The organism is Paraburkholderia sp. Ac-20340 (assembly GCF_017104965.1).
In the GTDB taxonomy this organism is placed as follows: domain Bacteria; phylum Pseudomonadota; class Gammaproteobacteria; order Burkholderiales; family Burkholderiaceae; genus Paraburkholderia.
Map to the genome: position 1 here is coordinate 15,209 of NZ_JAAGPR010000059.1, position 18,337 is coordinate 33,545.

Genomic DNA, 18,337 nt, shown 5'->3' on the forward strand with positions numbered 1-18,337 from the left:
GCTGCTGCGAGTCGTCACGGCTAGAGTGCGTGGCATCTGAAGCAGCAAAAAGAGGAACCCTGAATGACGATCGAAACCCGCCTCAAGGCACTCGGCTTGACGCTGCCCGAAGCGCCGCAGCCGCTCGGCAGTTATACGGCAGTGAGCGAGGCCGGCAACCTGCTGTTCATCTCGGGCCAGGTGCCGCTCGTGAACGGCAAGATGGCTTTCAGCGGGCAGATTGGGCGCGACCTGAGTCTCGAAGACGGCCGCGCCGCGGCGCGCATAACGGCGCTCAACGTGCTGGCGCAGATTGCGCGCCACGTAGGCGGCGTGGCGCAACTGGAACGACTGGAGCGCATCGTGCGCGTGGAGGGCCACGTGAGCAGCGCCGACGGTTTCTACGATCAACCGGCCGTGCTCGACGGCGCATCCGAACTGTTCGCGCAGGTGCTGGGCGACAAGGCCGGGCACGCGCGCTCGGCGTTTTCCCAGACGCAACTGCCCGCGAATGCGGCGCTCGCGCTGGTGGTGATCGCTTCTTTGCGACCGGCTTGACAGCGGGCAGGCACGACGCAACCCGCCGGCCACGTGCTTCATGCCGGCGTGAGAGAATCGCCGGATGCGCTCAGCGCCCCATTTCTGGAACCACCATGTCCCAAGCCTCTCCCGCAGCCCAGCCGCTGCAAATCGACTTCATCTCCGATATCGCCTGTCCGTGGTGCGCGATCGGTCTTGCGTCGCTGCAACGTGCGCTTGAAAACCTCGGCGATGCCGTCGACGCGCGCGTTGTCGTGCATCCCTTCGAACTGACGCCCGATATGCCCGCGGGCGGCGCCTCGCTGGTCGACTACCTCGGCAAGAAGTACGGCCGCACGCCCGAACAGATCGCCGAAACCCAGGAAGCGATCCGCGAGCGCGGCGCCAGCGTGGGCTTCGCTTTCGGCCCGCGCACGCGGGTCTACAACACCTTCGACGCGCATCGCCTGCTGCAGTGGGCCGGTCTCGAAGGCAAGCAGCTCTCGTTCAAGCTGGCGCTGCTGCGCGCCTATCACGGCGATTGCCTCGACGTGAGCAACCACGACGTCCTGGTGCAGACCGCCCAGTCGGTCGGCCTGGACGCCGATGCCGCGCGCGCGGTGCTGGAGAGCGACGCTTTCGCCGACGAAGTGCGCGCCGAGGAAGCCCAGGTGCAGGCGATGGGCATCCAGTCGGTGCCGGCCATCGTGTTCAATCAGCAATATCTGATCAACGGCGGCCAGCCGGTCGAAACGTTCGAAAACGCAATCCGGCAGATTCTGGCGGAGCCGCAAGAGGAAGGCGAAGAGTAAGACCAAGAGTCAGCGTCAGCGCAGATAGCTGGCGCTACGAAGCCGCGACGGGCGATCGACGCAGATCGAACCATCACCCGGGGAATTCACATGACCGCCGTTTCGGCCTTCAAGCTCGTCCTGCTTTCCCTGATCGCGATTGTGGCGCTGGAACTGCTGGCGCGGCGGCTGCGCCTGCCGCCCGCTGCGGCGCTGCTGGTGGGCGGCGCGGCCATGGCGTTCGCACCGGGCTTGCCGCCCGTCGTGCTCGATCCCGATCTCGTGCTGATCGTGTTTCTGCCGCCGTTGCTGATGGACGGCGCCTACTTCTTCGTCTGGGCTGACTTCAAACGTCATATCACGCCGATCCTGCTGTTCGCGATCGGCGCGGTGGCGTTCACCACCTGGGCGGTCGGCCTGGTCGCCCACTGGGTCGTGCCCACGCTGCCGTGGGCCGTGTGCTTCGCGCTGGGCGCGGTGGTCTCGCCGCCCGACGCCGTGGCCGCGCGCGCCGTGCTGGAGCGCCTCGCGCTGCCGCGCCGCATCATGGTCCTGCTCGAAGGCGAAAGCCTGCTCAACGACGCCGCCGGCCTCGTGCTGTTCCGTTTCGCCGTGGCCGCCGCGCTGACCGGCGCCTTCAGCACCTCGGGCGCGCTGCTGACCTTCGCGGGACTCGCCATCGGCGGGATCGCGGTGGGCTGGCTGGTCGGCTATCTCGCGGTCAATCTGCTGCGCCTGCTCGAAGACGACTATCTGATCATCACGGTTGCCGTGAGCGCCGGCTGGTTCAGCTATATCGCCGGCGACATGGCGCATGTCTCGAGCGTGATCGCCACCGTCACTTGCGGCATGTATCTGGGCTGGCATCAGCACGACATCTTCACCGCCCGTGTGCGCATGCGCGGCACCGCGTTCTGGCAGGTGCTCGTGTTCGTGCTGGAGGCGCTGGTGTTCGTGCTGATCGGGCTGTCGCTGCGCGGCGTGATCGTGCGGCTGGGCGGCGCGGGCGAGGCTTTCGCCCAGCTCGGTCCCGCCGCGCTGGCCGTGGTGGCGGCCGTGGTGCTCTCGCGCTGCGTCTGGACTTTCGGCATCGAAACGATCCGCGCGTTCGCGCATCGCCTCATGCCGCGCCGCGTGCTCGACGCCGACTTCCGCGCGGCCGCCGTCGTCAGTTGGGCGGGCATGCGCGGCGTGGTCACGCTGGCGATCGCGCTGACCTTGCCCGAGAGCCTGCCGGGGCGCGACCTGATCCTGTTCGCGGCGTTCGCCGTGATTCTTTTCACCGTGCTGCTTCAGGGCGTGACGATCGGCCCGCTGATCCGCCTCGTGCGCCCGCTGCAGGACGCCCAGGCCGGCGCGGCCTACCTGAGCGAGCCGCAGGTCTGGGCCCGCATGCTGGCCGTGCAGCTCGAAACGATCCGGCCGCTCGTGCACGGGCCGGACGGCAGCGTGATCCATCCGCGCCTGCTGGAGCAATACACCTACCGCGCAACCATCTCGCAGCAGTTCGAGCACGCCGAAACCCTGCCCGTCGATGTCCGCACCGCCCATTACGATGTCGTGCTCGCCGCCGTGCACGCGGGCCGCACGGAAATCCTGCGCATGCACCGCGCCGGGCTGATCAGCGACGCCTTGCTGCACGCCGTCGAACACGATCTCGATCTGGAAGAACTGGGCGCGCAGCACGCGCGCGGCTAGGCTTCCTACGGCATCCGCACCACACTTGCCCGCCTTTCCCGGCCAATCTCGGGGCTTTGCGGTCCGTATCCGTTAAAATCGCGGCACGCGCGGCGCGAACCCCCGATCCATCGATCAGTCCGTTCAGCGCCGCCCGATCCATTCCTGCCGCCTTTGCGCGGCATCCGCCCCAACCGGGGCGCGAGACCCAGCATGACGAATACACCCACCGCCACGTCCTTCAGCGAGCTTGCGCTCGCGCCCGCCACGCTCGAGAACCTCAGCCGGCTCGGCTACGCCGAAATGACGCCGATCCAGGCCGCCAGCCTGCCGATCGCGCTCGCCGGCCACGACCTCATCGCGCAAGCCAAGACCGGCAGCGGCAAGACTGCCGCCTTTTCGCTGGCGCTGCTCGCGAAGCTCGACGTGCGCCGCCTCGACGTCCAGGCGATGATCCTCTGCCCCACGCGCGAACTGGCCGACCAGGTCGCGACGGAAATCCGCCGCCTCGCGCGCGCCGAAGAAAACGTCAAGGTGCTCACGCTTTGCGGCGGCACGCCGATGCGCCCGCAGATCGCCAGCCTCGAACACGGCGCGCACATCGTCGTCGGTACGCCCGGCCGCATCATGGACCACCTGGAGCGCGGCATCCTCTCGCTCGACTCGCTCAACACGCTGGTGCTCGACGAAGCGGACCGCATGCTCGACATGGGTTTCTTCGACGATATCGCCAAGGTCGCGCGCCAGTGCCCGAAGGATCGCCAGACCCTGCTGTTCTCGGCGACCTATCCCGAAGGGATCGCCAAGCTGAGCCAGCAGTTCCTGCGCAACCCGAAGGAAGTCAAGCTGCAGGAACGTCACGACGACAGCAAGATCCGCCAGCGTTTCTACGAAGTGGAAGAAACCGGCCGCCTGCACGCCGTCGGCCAGTTGCTCAACCATTTCCGCCCGGTCAGCACGATCGCGTTCTGCAACACCAAGCAGCAATGCCGAGATCTGCTCGACGTGCTGCGCGCGCAGGGCTTTCACGCGCTGGCGCTGCACGGCGAACTCGACCAGCGCGAGCGCGACCAGGTGCTGATCCAGTTCGCCAACCGTAGCTGCTCGGTGCTGGTGGCGACCGACGTGGCCGCGCGCGGTCTCGACATCGCCCAGCTCGAAGCCGTTATCAACGTGGATGTCACGCCGGACCCGGAAGTCTACGTGCACCGCATCGGCCGCACGGGCCGCGCGGATCAGGACGGCTGGGCGCTGTCGCTGGCGACCATGAACGAAATGGGCCGTGTGGGCGGCATCGAACAGGCGATCAAGCGCGAAGTCGAATGGCATCCGATCGCCGAACTCAAACCCGCCAGCAACGCCCCGCTGCTGCCGCCGATGGAAACCGTGCAGATTCTGGGCGGCAAAAAGGAAAAGATCCGTCCGGGCGACGTGCTCGGCGCGCTCACGGGCGAAGCCGGCTTCACCGGCGCGCAGATCGGCAAGATCAACGTGACGGAATTCTCGACCTATGTAGCGGTCGAGCGCAGCATCGCGCGCGACGCCGTGCGCAAGCTCAACGCCGGCAAGGTCAAGGGCAAGAAGGTGCGCGCGCGCCTGATGGACGAGTGAGGATGCACGATTAAAGCCGGGTTGCGGCGAAGCCGATCGATGAGTTCGATGAACTAGAATGCTGGGTTCACCGCTCATCGATTAGCTTTTTTCATGCTTATCCCGCATGACCGCACCCGGAGGCCGCAGCGATGCTCGAACGCATCCATCTCGTGATCATTCGCGAAGTCGAGCGTCAGGGCTCGCTCACAGCCGCCGCCGGCACGCTGTTTCTCACGCAGTCGGCGCTGAGCCATACCGTCAAGAAAATCGAGCAGCAGCTCGGCACGCCCATCTGGGACCGTGAGGGGCGCAGCCTGCGGCTCACGCAGGCGGGGCATTATCTGCTCGCGCTCGCCAACCGCCTGCTGCCGCAATTCGAGCACGCCGAAGCGCGCATGAAGCAATACGCGGACGGCGAGCGCGGCACGTTGCGCATCGGCATGGAATGCCATCCGTGCTACCAGTGGCTGCTGAAAGTGGTGTCGCCGTATCTGGCGCGCTGGCCCGATGTCGATGTGGACGTCAAGCAGCGCTTCCAGTTTGGCGGCATCGGCGCGCTGTTCGGTTACGACATCGACGTGCTGGTGACGCCCGATCCGCTCATGCGCCCCGGCCTGCGCTTCGAACCCGTGTTCGACTACGAACAGGTGCTGGTGGTCTCCGAGCGTCACGCGCTCGCGGGCGCGCGCCACGTGAAGCCCGAGCAACTCGCCGACGAAACCCTCATCACCTACCCCGTCGAGACCGACCGGCTCGACATCTACAACCAGTTCCTGCGCCCGGCGGGCGTGACGCCGCGCCGGCACAAAACCATCGAAACCACCGACATCATGCTGCAGATGGTGGCAAGCGATCGCGGCGTGGCCGCGCTGCCGCGCTGGCTCGCCGACGAATACGCCGAGCGCATGCCGGTGGTGAGCGTGAAGCTGGGCAAGCAAGGCATCGCCAAACAGATTTTTCTGGGCACGCGCGAGGCCGATGCATCGATCGATTATCTGGACGCATTCGTCGAACTCGCGCGCAGTTCTGACTGGCGCGGCGCGCGCGTGCGTTGATCCGATGCGCGCGGCGGCGCGTGATGAAGGGCCGGCACGTGCTGCAGCATCTCGAACATCGCCGCGACCATGGCCGCGCCGTCACGCACGAAATCGACATGTTGCGGCATGAGCAGATTGTCGCGAATCAGACCTGACACCTGAGCATGCAGCAGCGCGGCGGCGAGACGCACATCGAGCGTGGGCGCAAGCTGCTTGCGATGCTTCGCATTGCTCAGACCGCGCTCCAGATTCTCCAGACCATCGCGTGCGTATTCGCGCATGCGGCTGGCCACCGGCGCCATGTCGTCGACCAGTTCACAGCGATTGAAGACGATCTCGGCGACCCGGCGGCGACGCGCATCGCACTGGGCATCGCGCAGACAGACGAGAATCGCGCGCTGCATCGCGGCCAGCGGCGCCTGAGCCTGCGGATCGACGAACGCGCCGATCAATTCTTCCAGCGGCAAACGCGTGCGCTCCAGCAGCGCTTCGAGCAGATCGGCCTTATTGCGGAAGTGGCCGTAGATCGCGCCGCGCGTGAGACTCGCAGCATCGGCGATATCGGCCAGCGTGGTGTGCGAGACGCCGTGCAGGGCGAACAGCGTTTCAGCGCTATCGAGCAGACGGGTGCGGGTTTCCTGCGCCGCTTCTTTGGTGCGTTTTGCCATTCAGATCGCGCTTGTGCCGGCGGGGATGCGGTTCGGTGCGGGATCGTTTTCGCCTTGCAGCACGCAGGCTGTGCCGCCTGGCGTGTACATGCTGACCACGCAACGGTTGCAGGACGTGCAGCCTGAGACCGCTTCTGTTTCGCTTTTTAGCCGATTGACGAAGCCGGGCTCGAATAACAGCGCGCGTGCCAGCGCTACGGCATCGAAACCCTCGTTCATCGCCTGCGCCACATTGGCCGCCGAACGCACGCCGCCCAGATAAGCCAGCGGCAAATCGACTGCCGCACGCACCTTGCGGGAGTGTTCGAGGAAATACATCTCGCGAAAGCCGTCGAAGCGCGGCTCGGTGAGTTTCTGCAAGTGCATGGCTGCGCGAACGATGGGATTTGCAACATTCGCGCGCGCTTCGGCCGGCAATGGACTGCCGAAAAGCTGCCAGACGGATTCGACGTTCATGCCGCCGCTGAGCACCAGCATGTGCGCGCCTTCTGCTTCCAGCCGTTGCGCGACTTCTGCCGCGTCTTCGGCGGTGCTGCCGCCTTTCACGCCTTCGGTCACGCCGATCTTGCAGAGCACGGCGCAATCGCGGCCGACGGCGTCCAGTACCTGGCGCAGCACGCGCAAGGGAAACTGCGCACGTTGCGCGGCCGTGCCGCCGTAGGCGTCGCTTCGCCGGTTATAGAGCGGCGAGAGAAACTGACTGAGCAGATAGCCGTGGCCCATGTGGATTTCGATGGCGTCGAAACCCGCATCGCGGGCGTGGCGCGCGGCCTGGGCGAACTGGGCTGCGCATGCCTGCATGTGCGCTTCGCTCATCGCCTGCTTGAAGAACCGGCCGCTCATCAGGCCGACTTTGTTGATGCCTCCCGATGCGCTTAGCGGGCGTTTGGTGGAGAGCTCCGGCAGGAATGTGAAGCAGCCGCCATGCGTGATTTGTGCGCTGGCTGCTGCGCCGTGGCGATGCACTGCGTCGGTCAGCGCGCGGAATGCGGTGCGGGTGCTGCCATCCAGTTGGGGTTGATCGATGAAGGTGCGGGCGTCCGGGCCGATTGCGCAGTAGGCGACGGTGGTGAGGGCTGCGCCGCCTGCTGCGGTGGCTTCGTGCAGGTTCAGCAAGGCTTGCGATGGGACGCCGTGCGGCGCCATGCCCTCGTTTGTCGCCGATTTGATGAAACGGTTGCGTAGGGTGAGTGGGCCGAGTTTGAGTGGGCTGAATGGGGTGGACTCTGGGTCGAGGTCTGCGGTCATTTTTGTTCCGCAATGTGGTAGTCGTCTGGGCCCCAGTAGGCGCGCATGCTTGTGATCTTGCCTTCGGTGTTGAATTCCATGACGTCGGTGACGTCGATGTGGGCTGGGGTGCCTTCTGGGCCTTTTATGTGCACCTTGAAGGTGATCGTCGCCGCGTTCGAGTGGGAGCCTCGCGGTGGGGCGATTAGTTCGAGGCGGGCGCCTAGTGAGGTGGCGTGAGCGTAGAAGGCGGTTATTTCTGCTCTGCCGCGTTTCAGGGGGGTGCCCACCGGGTCTTCTATTGTGGCGTCTTCGGAAAATAGCGACACGATGCGGGCGGTGTCGGAGGCGTTGAAGGATTCTATGTAGTTCAGGAGGGTGGGTTTCATTTTGGTTTGCTCTTTTTTATTTGGGGTGCTTAGTAATTGCTTTTTGCTTGTTTAATTGCGGGGTTGGCATTTCCTTGTGTTCGCGTCGGTCTATTAGCGTTGCCCCTGTGCGGGGCGGCACCTACTTTCTTTGCGGCGGCAAAGAAAGTAGGCAAAGAAAGCCGCTCACACCGCCAATGTGACGCAGTCCACAACCAGCCTTTAAGGGGGAATGGTATAGGGGCGTCCGTCACCTCGCACCTTCAAAGGTAGTGACAAAGCCGTCATACATCCCGTTGCTCGCTGCGCGCGCAACGGTTGGGTTTGCAGGTGAAACCAGCAAACCTTCGGTTTGCGGTTATGCCCCTCGGGGCGCGTAGCGCCCCCGGGTGGGCGGGCGCCTTGTCACTTAGTGGTAGGGTGCGAGGGACCGGATGCTCCTATACCTTTCCCCCTAAAAGGCTGTTTGTGGACTGCGTCATTCTGGCGTTTGTAGCGGCTTTCTTTTGCCTACTTTTCTTTGCCGCTGCAAAGAAAAGTAGGTGCCGCCCCGCACAGGGGCGACGCTAATAGACCGACACGAAAACAAGGAAATGCCAACACCCCAAGAAAAACAACATCAACGAGCCGTATACCCCCCATCAATCACCAGCTCAGTCCCAGTAACATACCTCCCCGCCGGCGAAACAAGATAAAGAATCCCAGCCGCAATATCCTGCGGATCACCAATCTTCCCCATCGGCACCATCATCTTCATCTGACCAAAAATCTGCTCAGGATCGCCCAGCTTTTCAAAAGCCTCCTCAAGCAACGGCGTCCTGATAAACCCTGGATGCACAGAATTAGCCCGAATATTCTGCGCCGCATACAGCATGGCATCGGTTTTAGCCATCAAGCGCACCGCCCCTTTAGAAGCATGATAAGCCGGCACATCCGGCCCACCCACCAGCCCATACATGGAAGACAGATTGACGATCGACCCGCCGCCCACATTCTGAATAGCCGGAATCGCGTGCTTGGTGCAAAGAAAAACGCCCGTCACATTCACATCCATCACCTGTCGCCACTGCTCAAGCGACATCTGATGCGTAGGCACATTCGCCCCTTCAATCCCAGCGTTATTCACCAGCGCATCAAGCCGCCCAAAGCGCGCGACAATCTCCCCAAATACACGCTCGACTTCCGCTTCCTGCGTGACATCGAGCCGCCAGAAATAAGCCTTCCCGCCCGCAGCCACAATCTCGGCCGCCAGTTCCTCGCCGTGCGGCGACACATCGAGCACCGCCACCGCGGCTCCAGCCGCCGCCAAAGTACGCGCCGTCTGCGCACCAATGCCGCGCGCCGCGCCCGTAATCGCCGCCACCTTGCCGCTCATATCGAAGAGTTGCTGCGTGATCGTCTGCAGGTTGCTCATGCTGTCTCCTTGTCGTTGTGTTCAATGCTCGCCGGCGCAGTCTGCAACCCCGCCAGAAAATCCAGGCACTCGCGATTGAAGTAGTCGCGATGCTCCACCATCACCCAATGCCCGCAACGGTTCATCAGCACGAATCGCGCGTCTTCGCAATGCTCCAGAAAATGCATCGCGCCACTCACCGGATTAAAACGGTCATTGGTGCCCCAGAAACCCAATACCGGGCAACGCAATTCCGCCAGCCGTTCGGTCAGGTTCGGCACCCGCATCGTCGCGAGCACTTCCGGCGGCTGCGTTTCGCACACTTTGAGGCGCTCTTCCACCAGCGCATCCGTCACGAGCGCACGGTCATGCACCAGTAACTCCAGCAAATAACGCATCGTCTGCCGGTTCATCTGACGATTGGTGAACAGCGTCACCATCTTCTGGATGCCTTCCATGCGGAAGTAGGTTTCGCGCTCCTCCACGCCGCCTGGCGCCATCATGATCAGCGCAGAAACGTCGTCCGGGTAATCGAGTGCGTATTTGAGCGCGATCGCCCCGCCCAGCGAATTGCCGAGCAAGGTGGCGCGCCCCACGCCCAGTGCGCTCAATTGCGCGCGCAATGCGGCCACGAAGTAGTCGAGCGTGTACTGGGCATCCGCGGGTTTCGACGATGCACCATAACCCGGCAGATCCACCACGATAACGCGGTAGCCCGCCGCCGCGAACTGCGGATAGTTATGGCGGAAATTGCTGATGCCGCTGGCGCCGGGGCCGCTGCCGTGTATAAACACGACCGGCTCGCCGCTGCCCGCTTCGACATGATGCAGTTTCAGGCCGCCTGGGGCATCGGTGTATGCGCCGATAGCGCCAGCGGGCAATGCAGTATTCGGGGTTGCTGTCATGCGCGCGTGTCTCCTGTTTTTTGCCTGGCCCGCCTCGCCGCGGCAGCGCGGGACCGGCCTGCCAACGATGATCGGGGGCACGAGCACGCGCCGCATCGTCTTTTCAGACTAAGAAACCACCCGGGCTTTTCTCTACCATCGGCCTCGATCTTTTCTTCTTCTGGAGACGGGCCATGACAGCCTTCGATTCAAACAGTCAATACAGCGGCAAAACCGTACTCGTGACGGGCGGCACACGCGGTATCGGCGCCGCGATTGCGCACGCGTTCCGCCGTGCAGGTGCCATCGTTTATGTCTGCGGACGCAGCGTGCCCGAGCCAACCCATAACACCGATTGCGCCGATGAAACCGGCCTGCACCCGCTACGCGCCATCGCCGCCGACGTGCGCGACATCGATGCCATCGACGCGCTCATCGCCCGCATCGAAGCCGAAACCGGCCGCCTGGACGTGGTCGTGAGCAACGCGGGCGGCGCGCCCTTCGCGCTCGCAGCGCAGGCGTCGCCGCGCTTCACCGAATCTGTGATCCGCCTGAATCTGATCGCACCGCTCTGGCTCGCGCAACGCGCCAACGCCGTCATGCAACGCCAGCCCGAAGGCGGCGTGCTGCTGTTCGTGGGCAGTGTGAGCGGCTTGCGCGCGTCGCCGGGCACGGCAGCCTACGGCGCGGCGAAAGCCGGCGTGCTCAACGCCGTGCGTTCGCTCGCGGTGGAATGGGCGCCGAAGGTCCGCGTCGTCGCCGTGAGCCCGAGCCTCGTGCAAACGGACGCTGCAACCGCGGACCATATCGGCGAGGAAAGTCTGCACGCGGCGGCGGCCACTGTGCCCGCCGGTCGTCTCGCGATACCCGATGACGTCGCGCAGGCTTGCCTCTTTCTCGCGTCCCGCGAGGCGTCTTATGCGTCGGGCTCGAATCTCGTGCTGGAAGGCGGTGGCGAAGTGCCCGCGTTTCTCGCGGCCACGGCGGCAGGAAACGCCTTCGAGCGTGCATAAGCACAGATCGGCCGCCATCGCTTCACACGATCACTGAGGGGAACCAGGTAGTCCGTTTTGACGATTCTCGCTGCGCACGCGCCCCCTAACCTCTGAGCACACCGACGCCACGACAAAACCACAACGGAGCCTCAGAGGAGACGCAATGAGAATCGACACACCGCGCGCATTACGACCGATCGCATTGGGACCGATCACTGCCGCCTGCCGGCTCGCCCTGGCTGCCGCGTGCGTGAGCGCCGCGGCGCCTGCCTGGGCGGGCGACACGCTCGCACTCGGCGCGAACACCACGCTCGACTACAACTTCACGATCGGCTACGGACTGGGCATTCGCACGCATTCGCCCAGCGGCAATCTGCTTGGCCCGGACAATATCAACGGCGACGACGGCGACCGTAACTTCAAGTCCGGCAAGCTGATGCAGAACCAGGCCAATATCCTCGGCGAAGTCAATCTCAAACACGATGACTGGGGCGTATTCGTGCGCGCCGATGCGTTCTACGATCAGGTCTATCACCGCCCGAACTACAACGACGCGCCCGACACCGTCAATCATTCGGGCGCCTATAACCAGTTCACCGGCGATACGAGTTACTGGGCCGGCGCGCGCCCGCAATTGCTGGCCGCCTATGCGTACAACACCTTTCACATCGGCAAAACCAACCTCAATGTGAAGGTCGGCGACCAGGTGCTCGCATGGGGCGAAAGCGTGTTCTTCCCGAACATCGCAGGCGCTCAAGGCCCCGCGGACGCCACGAAATCCTATGTCGCCGGTGCCGAAGTCAAAGACATTCTGCTGCCGGTTCCGCAGATTTCGGCGCAATGGCAACTCGCCACCAATTTCAGCCTGCTCGGCTATTGGCAATTTGCTTTCGAGCACAACGATCTCACTGCGCCGGGCAGCTATTTCAGCTATTCGGATGTGACCGGCCCCGGCGCGCAATTCCTGATCGGACCGGGCGGCACGCTGATTCCCCGCGGCGCGGACATCAAGCCGAATAACAACGATCAATGGGGTATCGGTGCGCGCTGGCGTGTATTCGGCGATACGGAAATCGGCGCCTATTATCTGCACTACAACGACATGAATCCGAGTGTCGTATTCAGTTATTACCCGACACTCCAGTATCAGCAAAAGTATTTCGATCACATCAAACTCACTGGCTTGAGCTTTTCGACCGAAGCGGCGGGCGTGAATATCGCGGGCGAAACGTCATATCGCCAGGGCGCGGCCGTGCTGGTCAACGCGCCAACCGGCGCGACCGCCACGCGCGGCGATGTGTGGCAATCGAATCTTTCCGCCATCTATTCGATCGGCCCGACATTTCTCGCGGCCTCGCAAACGCTGGTCGCGGAAGTCTCCTATGTTCACACCGGCAACGTCACGCCGGTCAACGGCTCGACCACGCTCGCCAATACGCGCAATGCCGCCGCATTCGAGCTGGCCTGGACGCTCAGCTACAAGAACGTATTCAACGGCTGGGATATGGATGTGCCGCTCACCTACTCCGACGATTTCACGGGTAAATCCGCGCTGTCCGGCGCGCTTGGCTCGCTCACCGGCGTGGGCGACCATCGCTTCACGGTAGGCGTCGATTTCACGCGCCTCTCGAATCTCAAACTCTCGCTGGTCTACGCGAAGTTCCTCGGCACGCCGGACCCGGTACAGCGTCCGCTCGCCGATCGCGATTACGTACTCGCTACCGCCACGTATTCCTTCTGAATACCGGCCTTATTTTCACTGCAAGAGGAATGGTCATGAGCAGAACCTTTCATTACGCCATGCAAGCCTGCGCCCTCGCGGCAGGCGTCGCGCTTGCCGCGGGCACGTTTGCGAAAACGAGTGCCGCCGATCTCGCGAAACTCGACAGCACGCTCACGCCGATGGGCGCGGAACGCGCCGGCAACGCCGACGGCAGTATCCCCGCGTGGACCGGCAAGTATGTCGGCACGCCCGCGGGTGTCAACTACAAAGCTGGCGAGCGCTATCCCGATCCGTATGCGAGCGACAAACCGCTTTTCACGATCACCGCGCAAAACATGCAGCAATACGCAGCGCGCCTGAGCGACGGCGAAAAGGCCTTGTTCAAGAAGTACCCGGATACCTTCAAGATCACCGTTTATCCGAGCCACCGCGACTTCGCGTATCCGGACGCCGTCTACAAGGCGATTCGCACCTACGCGCCCAACACGGTGATGACGAAAGACCAGAACGGCCTGAAGGACTTCCCGCCCGTCACGCCCTTTCCGGTGCCGAAGAACGGCGTAGAGGCGATGTGGGATCTGCGCTTCGCCTCGATGATCGAATCGGAAAACGCCACCTATGATCAGGCGGTGGTCTATCCAGACGGCAATATCGCCTGGGGCAAGGTGCAATATTCGATTTACGGGCCGCGCGCGACGGTGCCCTTCCAGTCGGACAGCAAACTCAATGGCCGGAGTTTCTTCCGCCAGACTACGGTGCTGCCGCTTTCCGATCGTGGCACGATTATTACGGGCTACGAAATGTGGGATCAGGAAGGCTCGGACACGCGCCGTACCTGGTCGTATAACCCCGGCACGCGACGGGTGCGCCAGTCGCCCGAATTCGGTTTCGACCAGCCCGAAGGTCCGGGCGGTTTCCGCACGGTGGACGACGACCGCCTCTTCAACGGCTCGGGCGAGCGCTACGACTGGAAGATCGTCGGCAAACGCGAAATCTACGTGCCGTACGACAACTACCGCATGATGGACCCGTCGATCAAGTACACCGCGCTGCTCACCAAGGGCCATGAAGACATGCAGACGATGCGCTTCGAACTGCATCGCGTCTGGGTACTCGAAGCCACGCTCAAACCGGGTTTCCGCCATCAATACGCCAAGCGCGTGCTGTATCTGGATGAGGACACCTGGAACGCTGTCGCCGCCGATAACTACGACGCGCGCGGCACGCTCTGGCGCACCAACTTCGCGCCCACGCTTTACGCGTTCGATGCGAAGACCTTCTATTCGACTTCGGTGTTCTATCACGACCTGATCTCGGGCGCCTATTACGCGGACCGCCTGACGAATCAGGAGCCGATGCCGGTTCTCACGCCCACCACGCAAACCAACGAGGCCTATTACTCGCCCGATGCGATTCGCGGCGACGGCGTCTGACGTAGGCTGCCCTCTCACGCCCGCCTGCCTTTACGCAGGTGGGCGCTTTTACGTGCTTTCACGTGTTTTCACGCTTCGAACGAAGCGCTTTTCATCCCATCGTCATGACATCAGCCCAACTCGCGGCGCTTGGCGACGCGCTCTACGCCGCCTGGCGCGAGCGCACGCCCATCGCACCGCTTAGCGCGCGCCTGCCCGCGCTGCCGCTCGCCGACGCCTATCGCATCCAGCAACACTACATCGCACGCCGCGTGGCGGCGGGCGAAACCGTCGTCGGCAAGAAGATCGGCGTGACGAGCCAGGCCGTGCAGGACATGCTCGATGTGCGCCAGCCCGACTTCGGCATGCTGCTTTCCGGCATGCAGTACGAAAGCGGCGCTGCGATTCGCGCCGATACGCTGATCCAGCCGCGCGCCGAAGGCGAGATCGCGTTTTATCTGCGCCGCGACCTGCGCGGCCCGGGCGTCGATCGTACCGAAGTGCTGGAAGCCACCGAAGCAGTGGGCGCCTGCTTCGAGATCGTCGATTCGCGGATTCGCGACTGGGCGATCCGCATTGGCGATACCGTGGCCGATAACGCCTCCAGTGGCGTGTATGTGCTCGGCCGCGAGCGCGTCGCGCCGCATGCCGTGGACCTCGCAGCCTGCCGCATGCGTATCGACAAGAACGGCGCAAACGCGGGTGAAGGCATAGGCGCGGCCGCACTGGGCCACCCCGCCGATGCCGTCGCCTGGCTGGCCAACACGCTCGGCGAGCTGGGCATGCCGCTGCTTGCGGGCGAAGTCGTGCTGTCGGGCGCGCTGGCCGTGCTGATTCCGGTGACGACGGGCGACCGGTTATCGATGCAGATCGAAGGTATCGGCGGCTGTGAAGTGAGTTTCGTCTGACCGGCAAATAACTCATCTGCAATCCGAATGATTTGAAACAGGATTTCGACAAGGACACTCCATGAGCAAAATTCCATGCGCGCTGATCGGCCCTGGCAATATCGGCACCGATCTGCTTTATAAACTGCGCCGTAGCGCCGTGCTCGACCCCGTCTGGATGGTGGGCGTCGATCCGTCTTCCGATGGACTCGCACGCGCCCAGGCGCTGGGCCTCAAGATCACTGCCGAAGGCATCGACGGACTGTTGCCGCATCTGCAAGCCGACGGCATCCGTATCGCCTTCGACGCCACTTCGGCTTATGTACACCGCGAGCACTCCGACAAACTCACGGCGCGCGGCGTGCGCGTGATCGACCTCACGCCTGCTGCCATCGGCCCGTTTTGCGTGCCGCCCGTTAATCTCGGCGAGTTTCTGGCCGACACGCCCAACGTCAACATGGTCACCTGCGGCGGCCAGGCGACGATTCCAATCGTGCATGCCGTCGCACGCGTTCAACCCGTGGCCTATGGCGAGATCGTCGCGACGGTGTCATCGCGCTCGGTTGGTCCGGGCACGCGTAAAAATATCGACGAATTCACGCGCACCACTTCGCGTGCGATCGAAACCGTGGGCGGCGCTCAGCGCGGCAAAGCCATCATCGTCATCAACCCCGCCGAGCCGCCGCTCATCATGCGCGACACGATTCACTGCCTGACCGTCGACGCACCGGATGTCGAAGCGATTACCGCATCGGTGCATGCGATGGTGAAAGAAGTGCAGCGCTACGTGCCGGGCTACACGCTCAAGAACGGCCCGGTGTTCGACGGCAAACGCGTCTCCGTATTCATGGAAGTCGCCGGCCTGGGCGATTACCTGCCGCGCTACGCGGGCAATCTCGACATCATGACGGCCGCCGCCGCGCGTACCGGCGAGATCTTCGCCGAGCAGATGCTGGCCGCGGTCTGAAATCGCACACGAGGGAACGACGATGCAAAAAACTGCTGAAAAAGACGCTGTAAAAGCCACTCACCCGCTCGCGGGCAAACGCATCACCGTGCACGACATGACGCTGCGCGACGGCATGCATCCCAAGCGCCACCAGATCTCGCTGGATCAGATGCGCGCCATTGCACGAGGACTAGACGCCGCTGGCGTGCCGCTTATCGAAGTCACGCACGGCGACGGCCTGGGCGGAGCATCGGTCAATTACGGCTTTCCGGCGCATAGCGACGAAGCCTATCTGGAAGCGGTGATTGGCGAATTGAAACAGGCGAAGGTATCGGCGTTATTGCTGCCAGGCATTGGCACGGTCGAACATCTGCGCATGGCGCATGGCCTGGGCGTGAATACGATCCGCGTGGCGACGCATTGCACGGAAGCCGACGTATCGGGCCAGCACATTGGCCTCGCACGCGAACTGGGCATGGATACCGTGGGCTTTCTGATGATGGCGCACATGGCGCCGCCTGAATTGCTCGTGCAGCAGGCGAAGCTCATGGAATCGTATGGGGCGAACTGCATTTACATTACCGATTCGGCGGGCTACATGCTGCCCGATGACGTGAGCGCGCGCCTTGTGCCCGTGCGCGAAGCACTGCGGCCGGAGACCGAACTCGGCTTTCATGGCCACCATAATCTGGCGATGGGGATTGCCAACTCACTCGCGGCAATTGCCGCTGGCGCGAATCGTATCGATGCGGCGGCCGCTGGACTCGGCGCGGGCGCAGGCAATACGCCGATGGAAGTTTTCGTGGCCGTATGCGAGCGCATGGGTATCGAAACGGGTGTGGATGTCTTTGCGATTTCCGATGTTGCCGAAGACCTCGTCATGCCGATCATGGATGCGCCAATTCGAATTGATCGCGATGCGCTGACGCTGGGTTATGCCGGGGTTTATTCGTCGTTCCTGCTGTTTGCCAAGCGTGCTGAAGCCCGATATGGCGTGCCGGCGCGGGACATTCTTGTGGAGATGGGGCGACAGCGGCTCGTGGGCGGCCAGGAAGACATGATCGAGGACACCGCGATTACGTTGGCGCGCGAGCGCGGTTTGAGTGTTGCTGTTTGATTGTTTTGCTTCTTTTGTTTCATTTGCCTGCTATTTCGGATACGCGCGCTGTCGCTGGATGGTGCGCGTTTTTTCTTTGCGCGGAATTTATGACTCGAACTCTATTCAAGCTTCAGATTGCGGGTGTGTCGCTTTGCATCGGATTGGCTGCGGGCAGTGCATTCGCTCAGGATTCCGATCGCCCGGTTCCTATGCAGCATATCCAGAATCTGCGCGATCTGGGCGGCCTTGTGGGCGCCGACGGCAAGGTGATCGCGCCACATCGGCTTTATCGTAGCGGCAATCCTGCGTTAGGGACGGCTGGGGATTTTGAGCGGCTGGATGCGATGCGGCTCGACGCGGTGGTCGATTTTCGGGCCGATAGCGAGAAGACTTCGGCTGAAGCGGCTTTTGCTGAGCGATTTCCGTGGCGTGCCGATCCTGTGCTTGCTGGCGATCTGTCGCCGGCTGCGATCGTGCCGATGCTCAAGCGGTCTACGCCTGCGCAAATGCATGCGTTTATGGTAAGGATTTATCGGCAGTTTCCTGTGGACTATCAGGAGCAGTTTGCGCGCTTTTTGAAGCGTGCTGAGGCCGATCAGACTTTGCTCTTTCACTGTACCGCAGGGAAGGATCGGACTGGGTTTGCGACTGTTTTGCTGCTTTCTGCGTTAGGGGTGGATCGCGCTACTGTCGTTGCTAACTATCTTGAGTCTAATCGGGTTAATGCGGGTTATAACGCTTTGGCGATTGGGCAGTTACGGGAAATTGGGGTGGAGCCTGCGGTGGTCTTGCCTTTGCTTGAGGTGGATGCTGACTATATTGGCGCTGCGATGCAGGTTATCGATGCGCGGTATGGTGGGATGCAGCGGTATTTGCGCGATGTGCTGCATGTTGATGTTGATTTGATTCGGCGGAATTATCTTTTGGGGCGTGGAGTTGCTTTTTAGTTTTTCTTTTGTTTAATTGGGGGGTTGGCATTTCCTTGTGGTCATGTCGGTCTATTAGCGTTGCCCCTGTGCGGGGCGGCACCTACTTTTCTTTGCAGCGGTGTATGGACTGGAGACATAGGTAACAGGTGTGCGGGGACATGGGTAACACTTCGGACAAGTGAATCGTCTGGAGCCGGCCATGCCGTG

At 62.9% G+C, this 18,337-nt stretch carries 17 protein-coding genes; 12 read left to right on the forward strand and 5 right to left on the reverse strand.

Features of this window, described 5'->3' with window-relative positions; genetic code table 11:
- The first annotated feature begins 63 nt into the window (after positions 1–63).
- The 5 genes from G3N59_RS35950 (at position 64) to G3N59_RS35970 (ending at position 5,614) form a co-directional block, all read left to right on the forward strand.
- Positions 64–537: a RidA family protein gene (locus G3N59_RS35950; RefSeq protein ID WP_205987754.1), complete on the forward strand. Its 474-nt coding sequence runs from the start codon at positions 64–66 to the stop codon at positions 535–537.
- Positions 538–632: 95 nt separating this feature from the next.
- Positions 633–1,310, forward strand: a complete 678-nt coding sequence (locus tag G3N59_RS35955; RefSeq protein WP_205987755.1) for a DsbA family oxidoreductase — start codon at positions 633–635, stop codon at positions 1,308–1,310.
- 90 nt (positions 1,311–1,400) lie between these two features.
- Positions 1,401–2,987 (forward strand): Na+/H+ antiporter, encoded by a 1,587-nt coding sequence (locus G3N59_RS35960; protein ID WP_205987756.1) that lies wholly within the window; start codon positions 1,401–1,403, stop codon positions 2,985–2,987.
- A gap of 192 nt (positions 2,988–3,179) precedes the next feature.
- Positions 3,180–4,577 (forward strand): ATP-dependent RNA helicase DbpA, encoded by a 1,398-nt coding sequence (dbpA, locus tag G3N59_RS35965; protein WP_205987757.1) that lies wholly within the window; start codon positions 3,180–3,182, stop codon positions 4,575–4,577.
- Between the two features lie 131 nt (positions 4,578–4,708).
- On the forward strand, positions 4,709–5,614 hold the full coding sequence (locus G3N59_RS35970) for a LysR family transcriptional regulator (RefSeq protein ID WP_205987758.1): 906 nt from the start codon (positions 4,709–4,711) through the stop codon (positions 5,612–5,614).
- On the opposite strand, the gene G3N59_RS35975 is transcribed toward G3N59_RS35970, so the two are convergent.
- The 5 genes from G3N59_RS35975 to G3N59_RS35995 form a co-directional block, all read right to left on the reverse strand.
- Positions 5,551–6,264 (reverse strand): TetR family transcriptional regulator, encoded by a 714-nt coding sequence (locus G3N59_RS35975; RefSeq protein WP_205987759.1) that lies wholly within the window; start codon positions 6,262–6,264, stop codon positions 5,551–5,553. The two genes, G3N59_RS35970 and G3N59_RS35975, sit on opposite strands and share 64 nt — an antisense overlap.
- The gene (locus G3N59_RS35980) at positions 6,265–7,512 is read right to left on the reverse strand and encodes an NADH:flavin oxidoreductase (protein WP_205987760.1); all 1,248 of its coding nucleotides are present in this window, start codon (positions 7,510–7,512) and stop codon (positions 6,265–6,267) included. It lies immediately after the preceding gene.
- Positions 7,509–7,880, reverse strand: coding sequence for a nuclear transport factor 2 family protein (locus G3N59_RS35985; RefSeq protein ID WP_205987761.1), 372 nt, complete (start codon positions 7,878–7,880; stop codon positions 7,509–7,511). Before G3N59_RS35985 ends, G3N59_RS35980 begins: the two co-directional genes overlap by 4 nt.
- Positions 7,881–8,478: 598 nt before the next feature.
- Positions 8,479–9,273 carry a glucose 1-dehydrogenase gene (locus G3N59_RS35990; RefSeq protein WP_205987762.1) on the reverse strand — a complete coding sequence of 265 codons (795 nt, stop codon included), beginning with the start codon at positions 9,271–9,273 and terminating at the stop codon, positions 8,479–8,481.
- Positions 9,270–10,157, reverse strand: coding sequence for an alpha/beta fold hydrolase (locus G3N59_RS35995; RefSeq protein WP_205987763.1), 888 nt, complete (start codon positions 10,155–10,157; stop codon positions 9,270–9,272). Before G3N59_RS35995 ends, G3N59_RS35990 begins: the two co-directional genes overlap by 4 nt.
- A gap of 173 nt (positions 10,158–10,330) precedes the next feature.
- Between G3N59_RS35995 and G3N59_RS36000 the strand changes: the two genes are divergently transcribed.
- The 7 genes from G3N59_RS36000 (at position 10,331) to G3N59_RS36030 (ending at position 18,148) form a co-directional block, all read left to right on the forward strand.
- A complete protein-coding gene (locus G3N59_RS36000; protein WP_205987764.1) occupies positions 10,331–11,149 on the forward strand; it encodes an SDR family oxidoreductase in 819 nt (272 codons plus the stop codon).
- Between the two features lie 145 nt (positions 11,150–11,294).
- Positions 11,295–12,872 carry a DUF1302 family protein gene (locus G3N59_RS36005; protein WP_205987765.1) on the forward strand — a complete coding sequence of 526 codons (1,578 nt, stop codon included), beginning with the start codon at positions 11,295–11,297 and terminating at the stop codon, positions 12,870–12,872.
- Between the two features lie 35 nt (positions 12,873–12,907).
- Positions 12,908–14,287, forward strand: coding sequence for a DUF1329 domain-containing protein (locus G3N59_RS36010; RefSeq protein WP_205987766.1), 1,380 nt, complete (start codon positions 12,908–12,910; stop codon positions 14,285–14,287).
- A gap of 104 nt (positions 14,288–14,391) precedes the next feature.
- Positions 14,392–15,174: a fumarylacetoacetate hydrolase family protein gene (locus G3N59_RS36015; RefSeq protein ID WP_205987767.1), complete on the forward strand. Its 783-nt coding sequence runs from the start codon at positions 14,392–14,394 to the stop codon at positions 15,172–15,174.
- 61 nt (positions 15,175–15,235) lie between these two features.
- Positions 15,236–16,120, forward strand: coding sequence for an acetaldehyde dehydrogenase (acetylating) (locus G3N59_RS36020; protein ID WP_205987768.1), 885 nt, complete (start codon positions 15,236–15,238; stop codon positions 16,118–16,120).
- Between the two features lie 22 nt (positions 16,121–16,142).
- Positions 16,143–17,219: a 4-hydroxy-2-oxovalerate aldolase gene (gene dmpG / locus G3N59_RS36025; RefSeq protein ID WP_205987769.1), complete on the forward strand. Its 1,077-nt coding sequence runs from the start codon at positions 16,143–16,145 to the stop codon at positions 17,217–17,219.
- A complete protein-coding gene (locus G3N59_RS36030) occupies positions 17,216–18,148 on the forward strand; it encodes a tyrosine-protein phosphatase (protein ID WP_241024826.1) in 933 nt (310 codons plus the stop codon). The genes dmpG and G3N59_RS36030 overlap by 4 nt, the downstream gene beginning before the upstream one ends.
- The last annotated feature ends 189 nt before the right edge of the window (positions 18,149–18,337 follow it).

What these genes read in the sequence shown, in the direction of transcription:
- G3N59_RS36000 (WP_205987764.1), top strand. Translation starts at nt 10,331, where the DNA reads ATGACAGCCTTCGATTCAAACAGTCAATACAGCGGCAAAACCGTACTC.
- G3N59_RS36005 (WP_205987765.1), top strand. Translation starts at nt 11,295, where the DNA reads ATGAGAATCGACACACCGCGCGCATTACGACCGATCGCATTGGGACCG.
- G3N59_RS35970 (WP_205987758.1), top strand. Translation starts at nt 4,709, where the DNA reads ATGCTCGAACGCATCCATCTCGTGATCATTCGCGAAGTCGAGCGTCAG.
- G3N59_RS35995 (WP_205987763.1), bottom strand. Translation starts at nt 10,157, where the DNA reads ATGACAGCAACCCCGAATACTGCATTGCCCGCTGGCGCTATCGGCGCA.
- G3N59_RS35990 (WP_205987762.1), bottom strand. Translation starts at nt 9,273, where the DNA reads ATGAGCAACCTGCAGACGATCACGCAGCAACTCTTCGATATGAGCGGC.
- dmpG (WP_205987769.1), top strand. Translation starts at nt 16,143, where the DNA reads ATGCAAAAAACTGCTGAAAAAGACGCTGTAAAAGCCACTCACCCGCTC.
- dbpA (WP_205987757.1), top strand. Translation starts at nt 3,180, where the DNA reads ATGACGAATACACCCACCGCCACGTCCTTCAGCGAGCTTGCGCTCGCG.
- G3N59_RS35980 (WP_205987760.1), bottom strand. Translation starts at nt 7,512, where the DNA reads ATGACCGCAGACCTCGACCCAGAGTCCACCCCATTCAGCCCACTCAAA.
- G3N59_RS35975 (WP_205987759.1), bottom strand. Translation starts at nt 6,264, where the DNA reads ATGGCAAAACGCACCAAAGAAGCGGCGCAGGAAACCCGCACCCGTCTG.
- G3N59_RS35950 (WP_205987754.1), top strand. Translation starts at nt 64, where the DNA reads ATGACGATCGAAACCCGCCTCAAGGCACTCGGCTTGACGCTGCCCGAA.
- G3N59_RS35960 (WP_205987756.1), top strand. Translation starts at nt 1,401, where the DNA reads ATGACCGCCGTTTCGGCCTTCAAGCTCGTCCTGCTTTCCCTGATCGCG.
- G3N59_RS36010 (WP_205987766.1), top strand. Translation starts at nt 12,908, where the DNA reads ATGAGCAGAACCTTTCATTACGCCATGCAAGCCTGCGCCCTCGCGGCA.
- G3N59_RS35955 (WP_205987755.1), top strand. Translation starts at nt 633, where the DNA reads ATGTCCCAAGCCTCTCCCGCAGCCCAGCCGCTGCAAATCGACTTCATC.
- G3N59_RS36020 (WP_205987768.1), top strand. Translation starts at nt 15,236, where the DNA reads ATGAGCAAAATTCCATGCGCGCTGATCGGCCCTGGCAATATCGGCACC.
- G3N59_RS36015 (WP_205987767.1), top strand. Translation starts at nt 14,392, where the DNA reads ATGACATCAGCCCAACTCGCGGCGCTTGGCGACGCGCTCTACGCCGCC.
- G3N59_RS35985 (WP_205987761.1), bottom strand. Translation starts at nt 7,880, where the DNA reads ATGAAACCCACCCTCCTGAACTACATAGAATCCTTCAACGCCTCCGAC.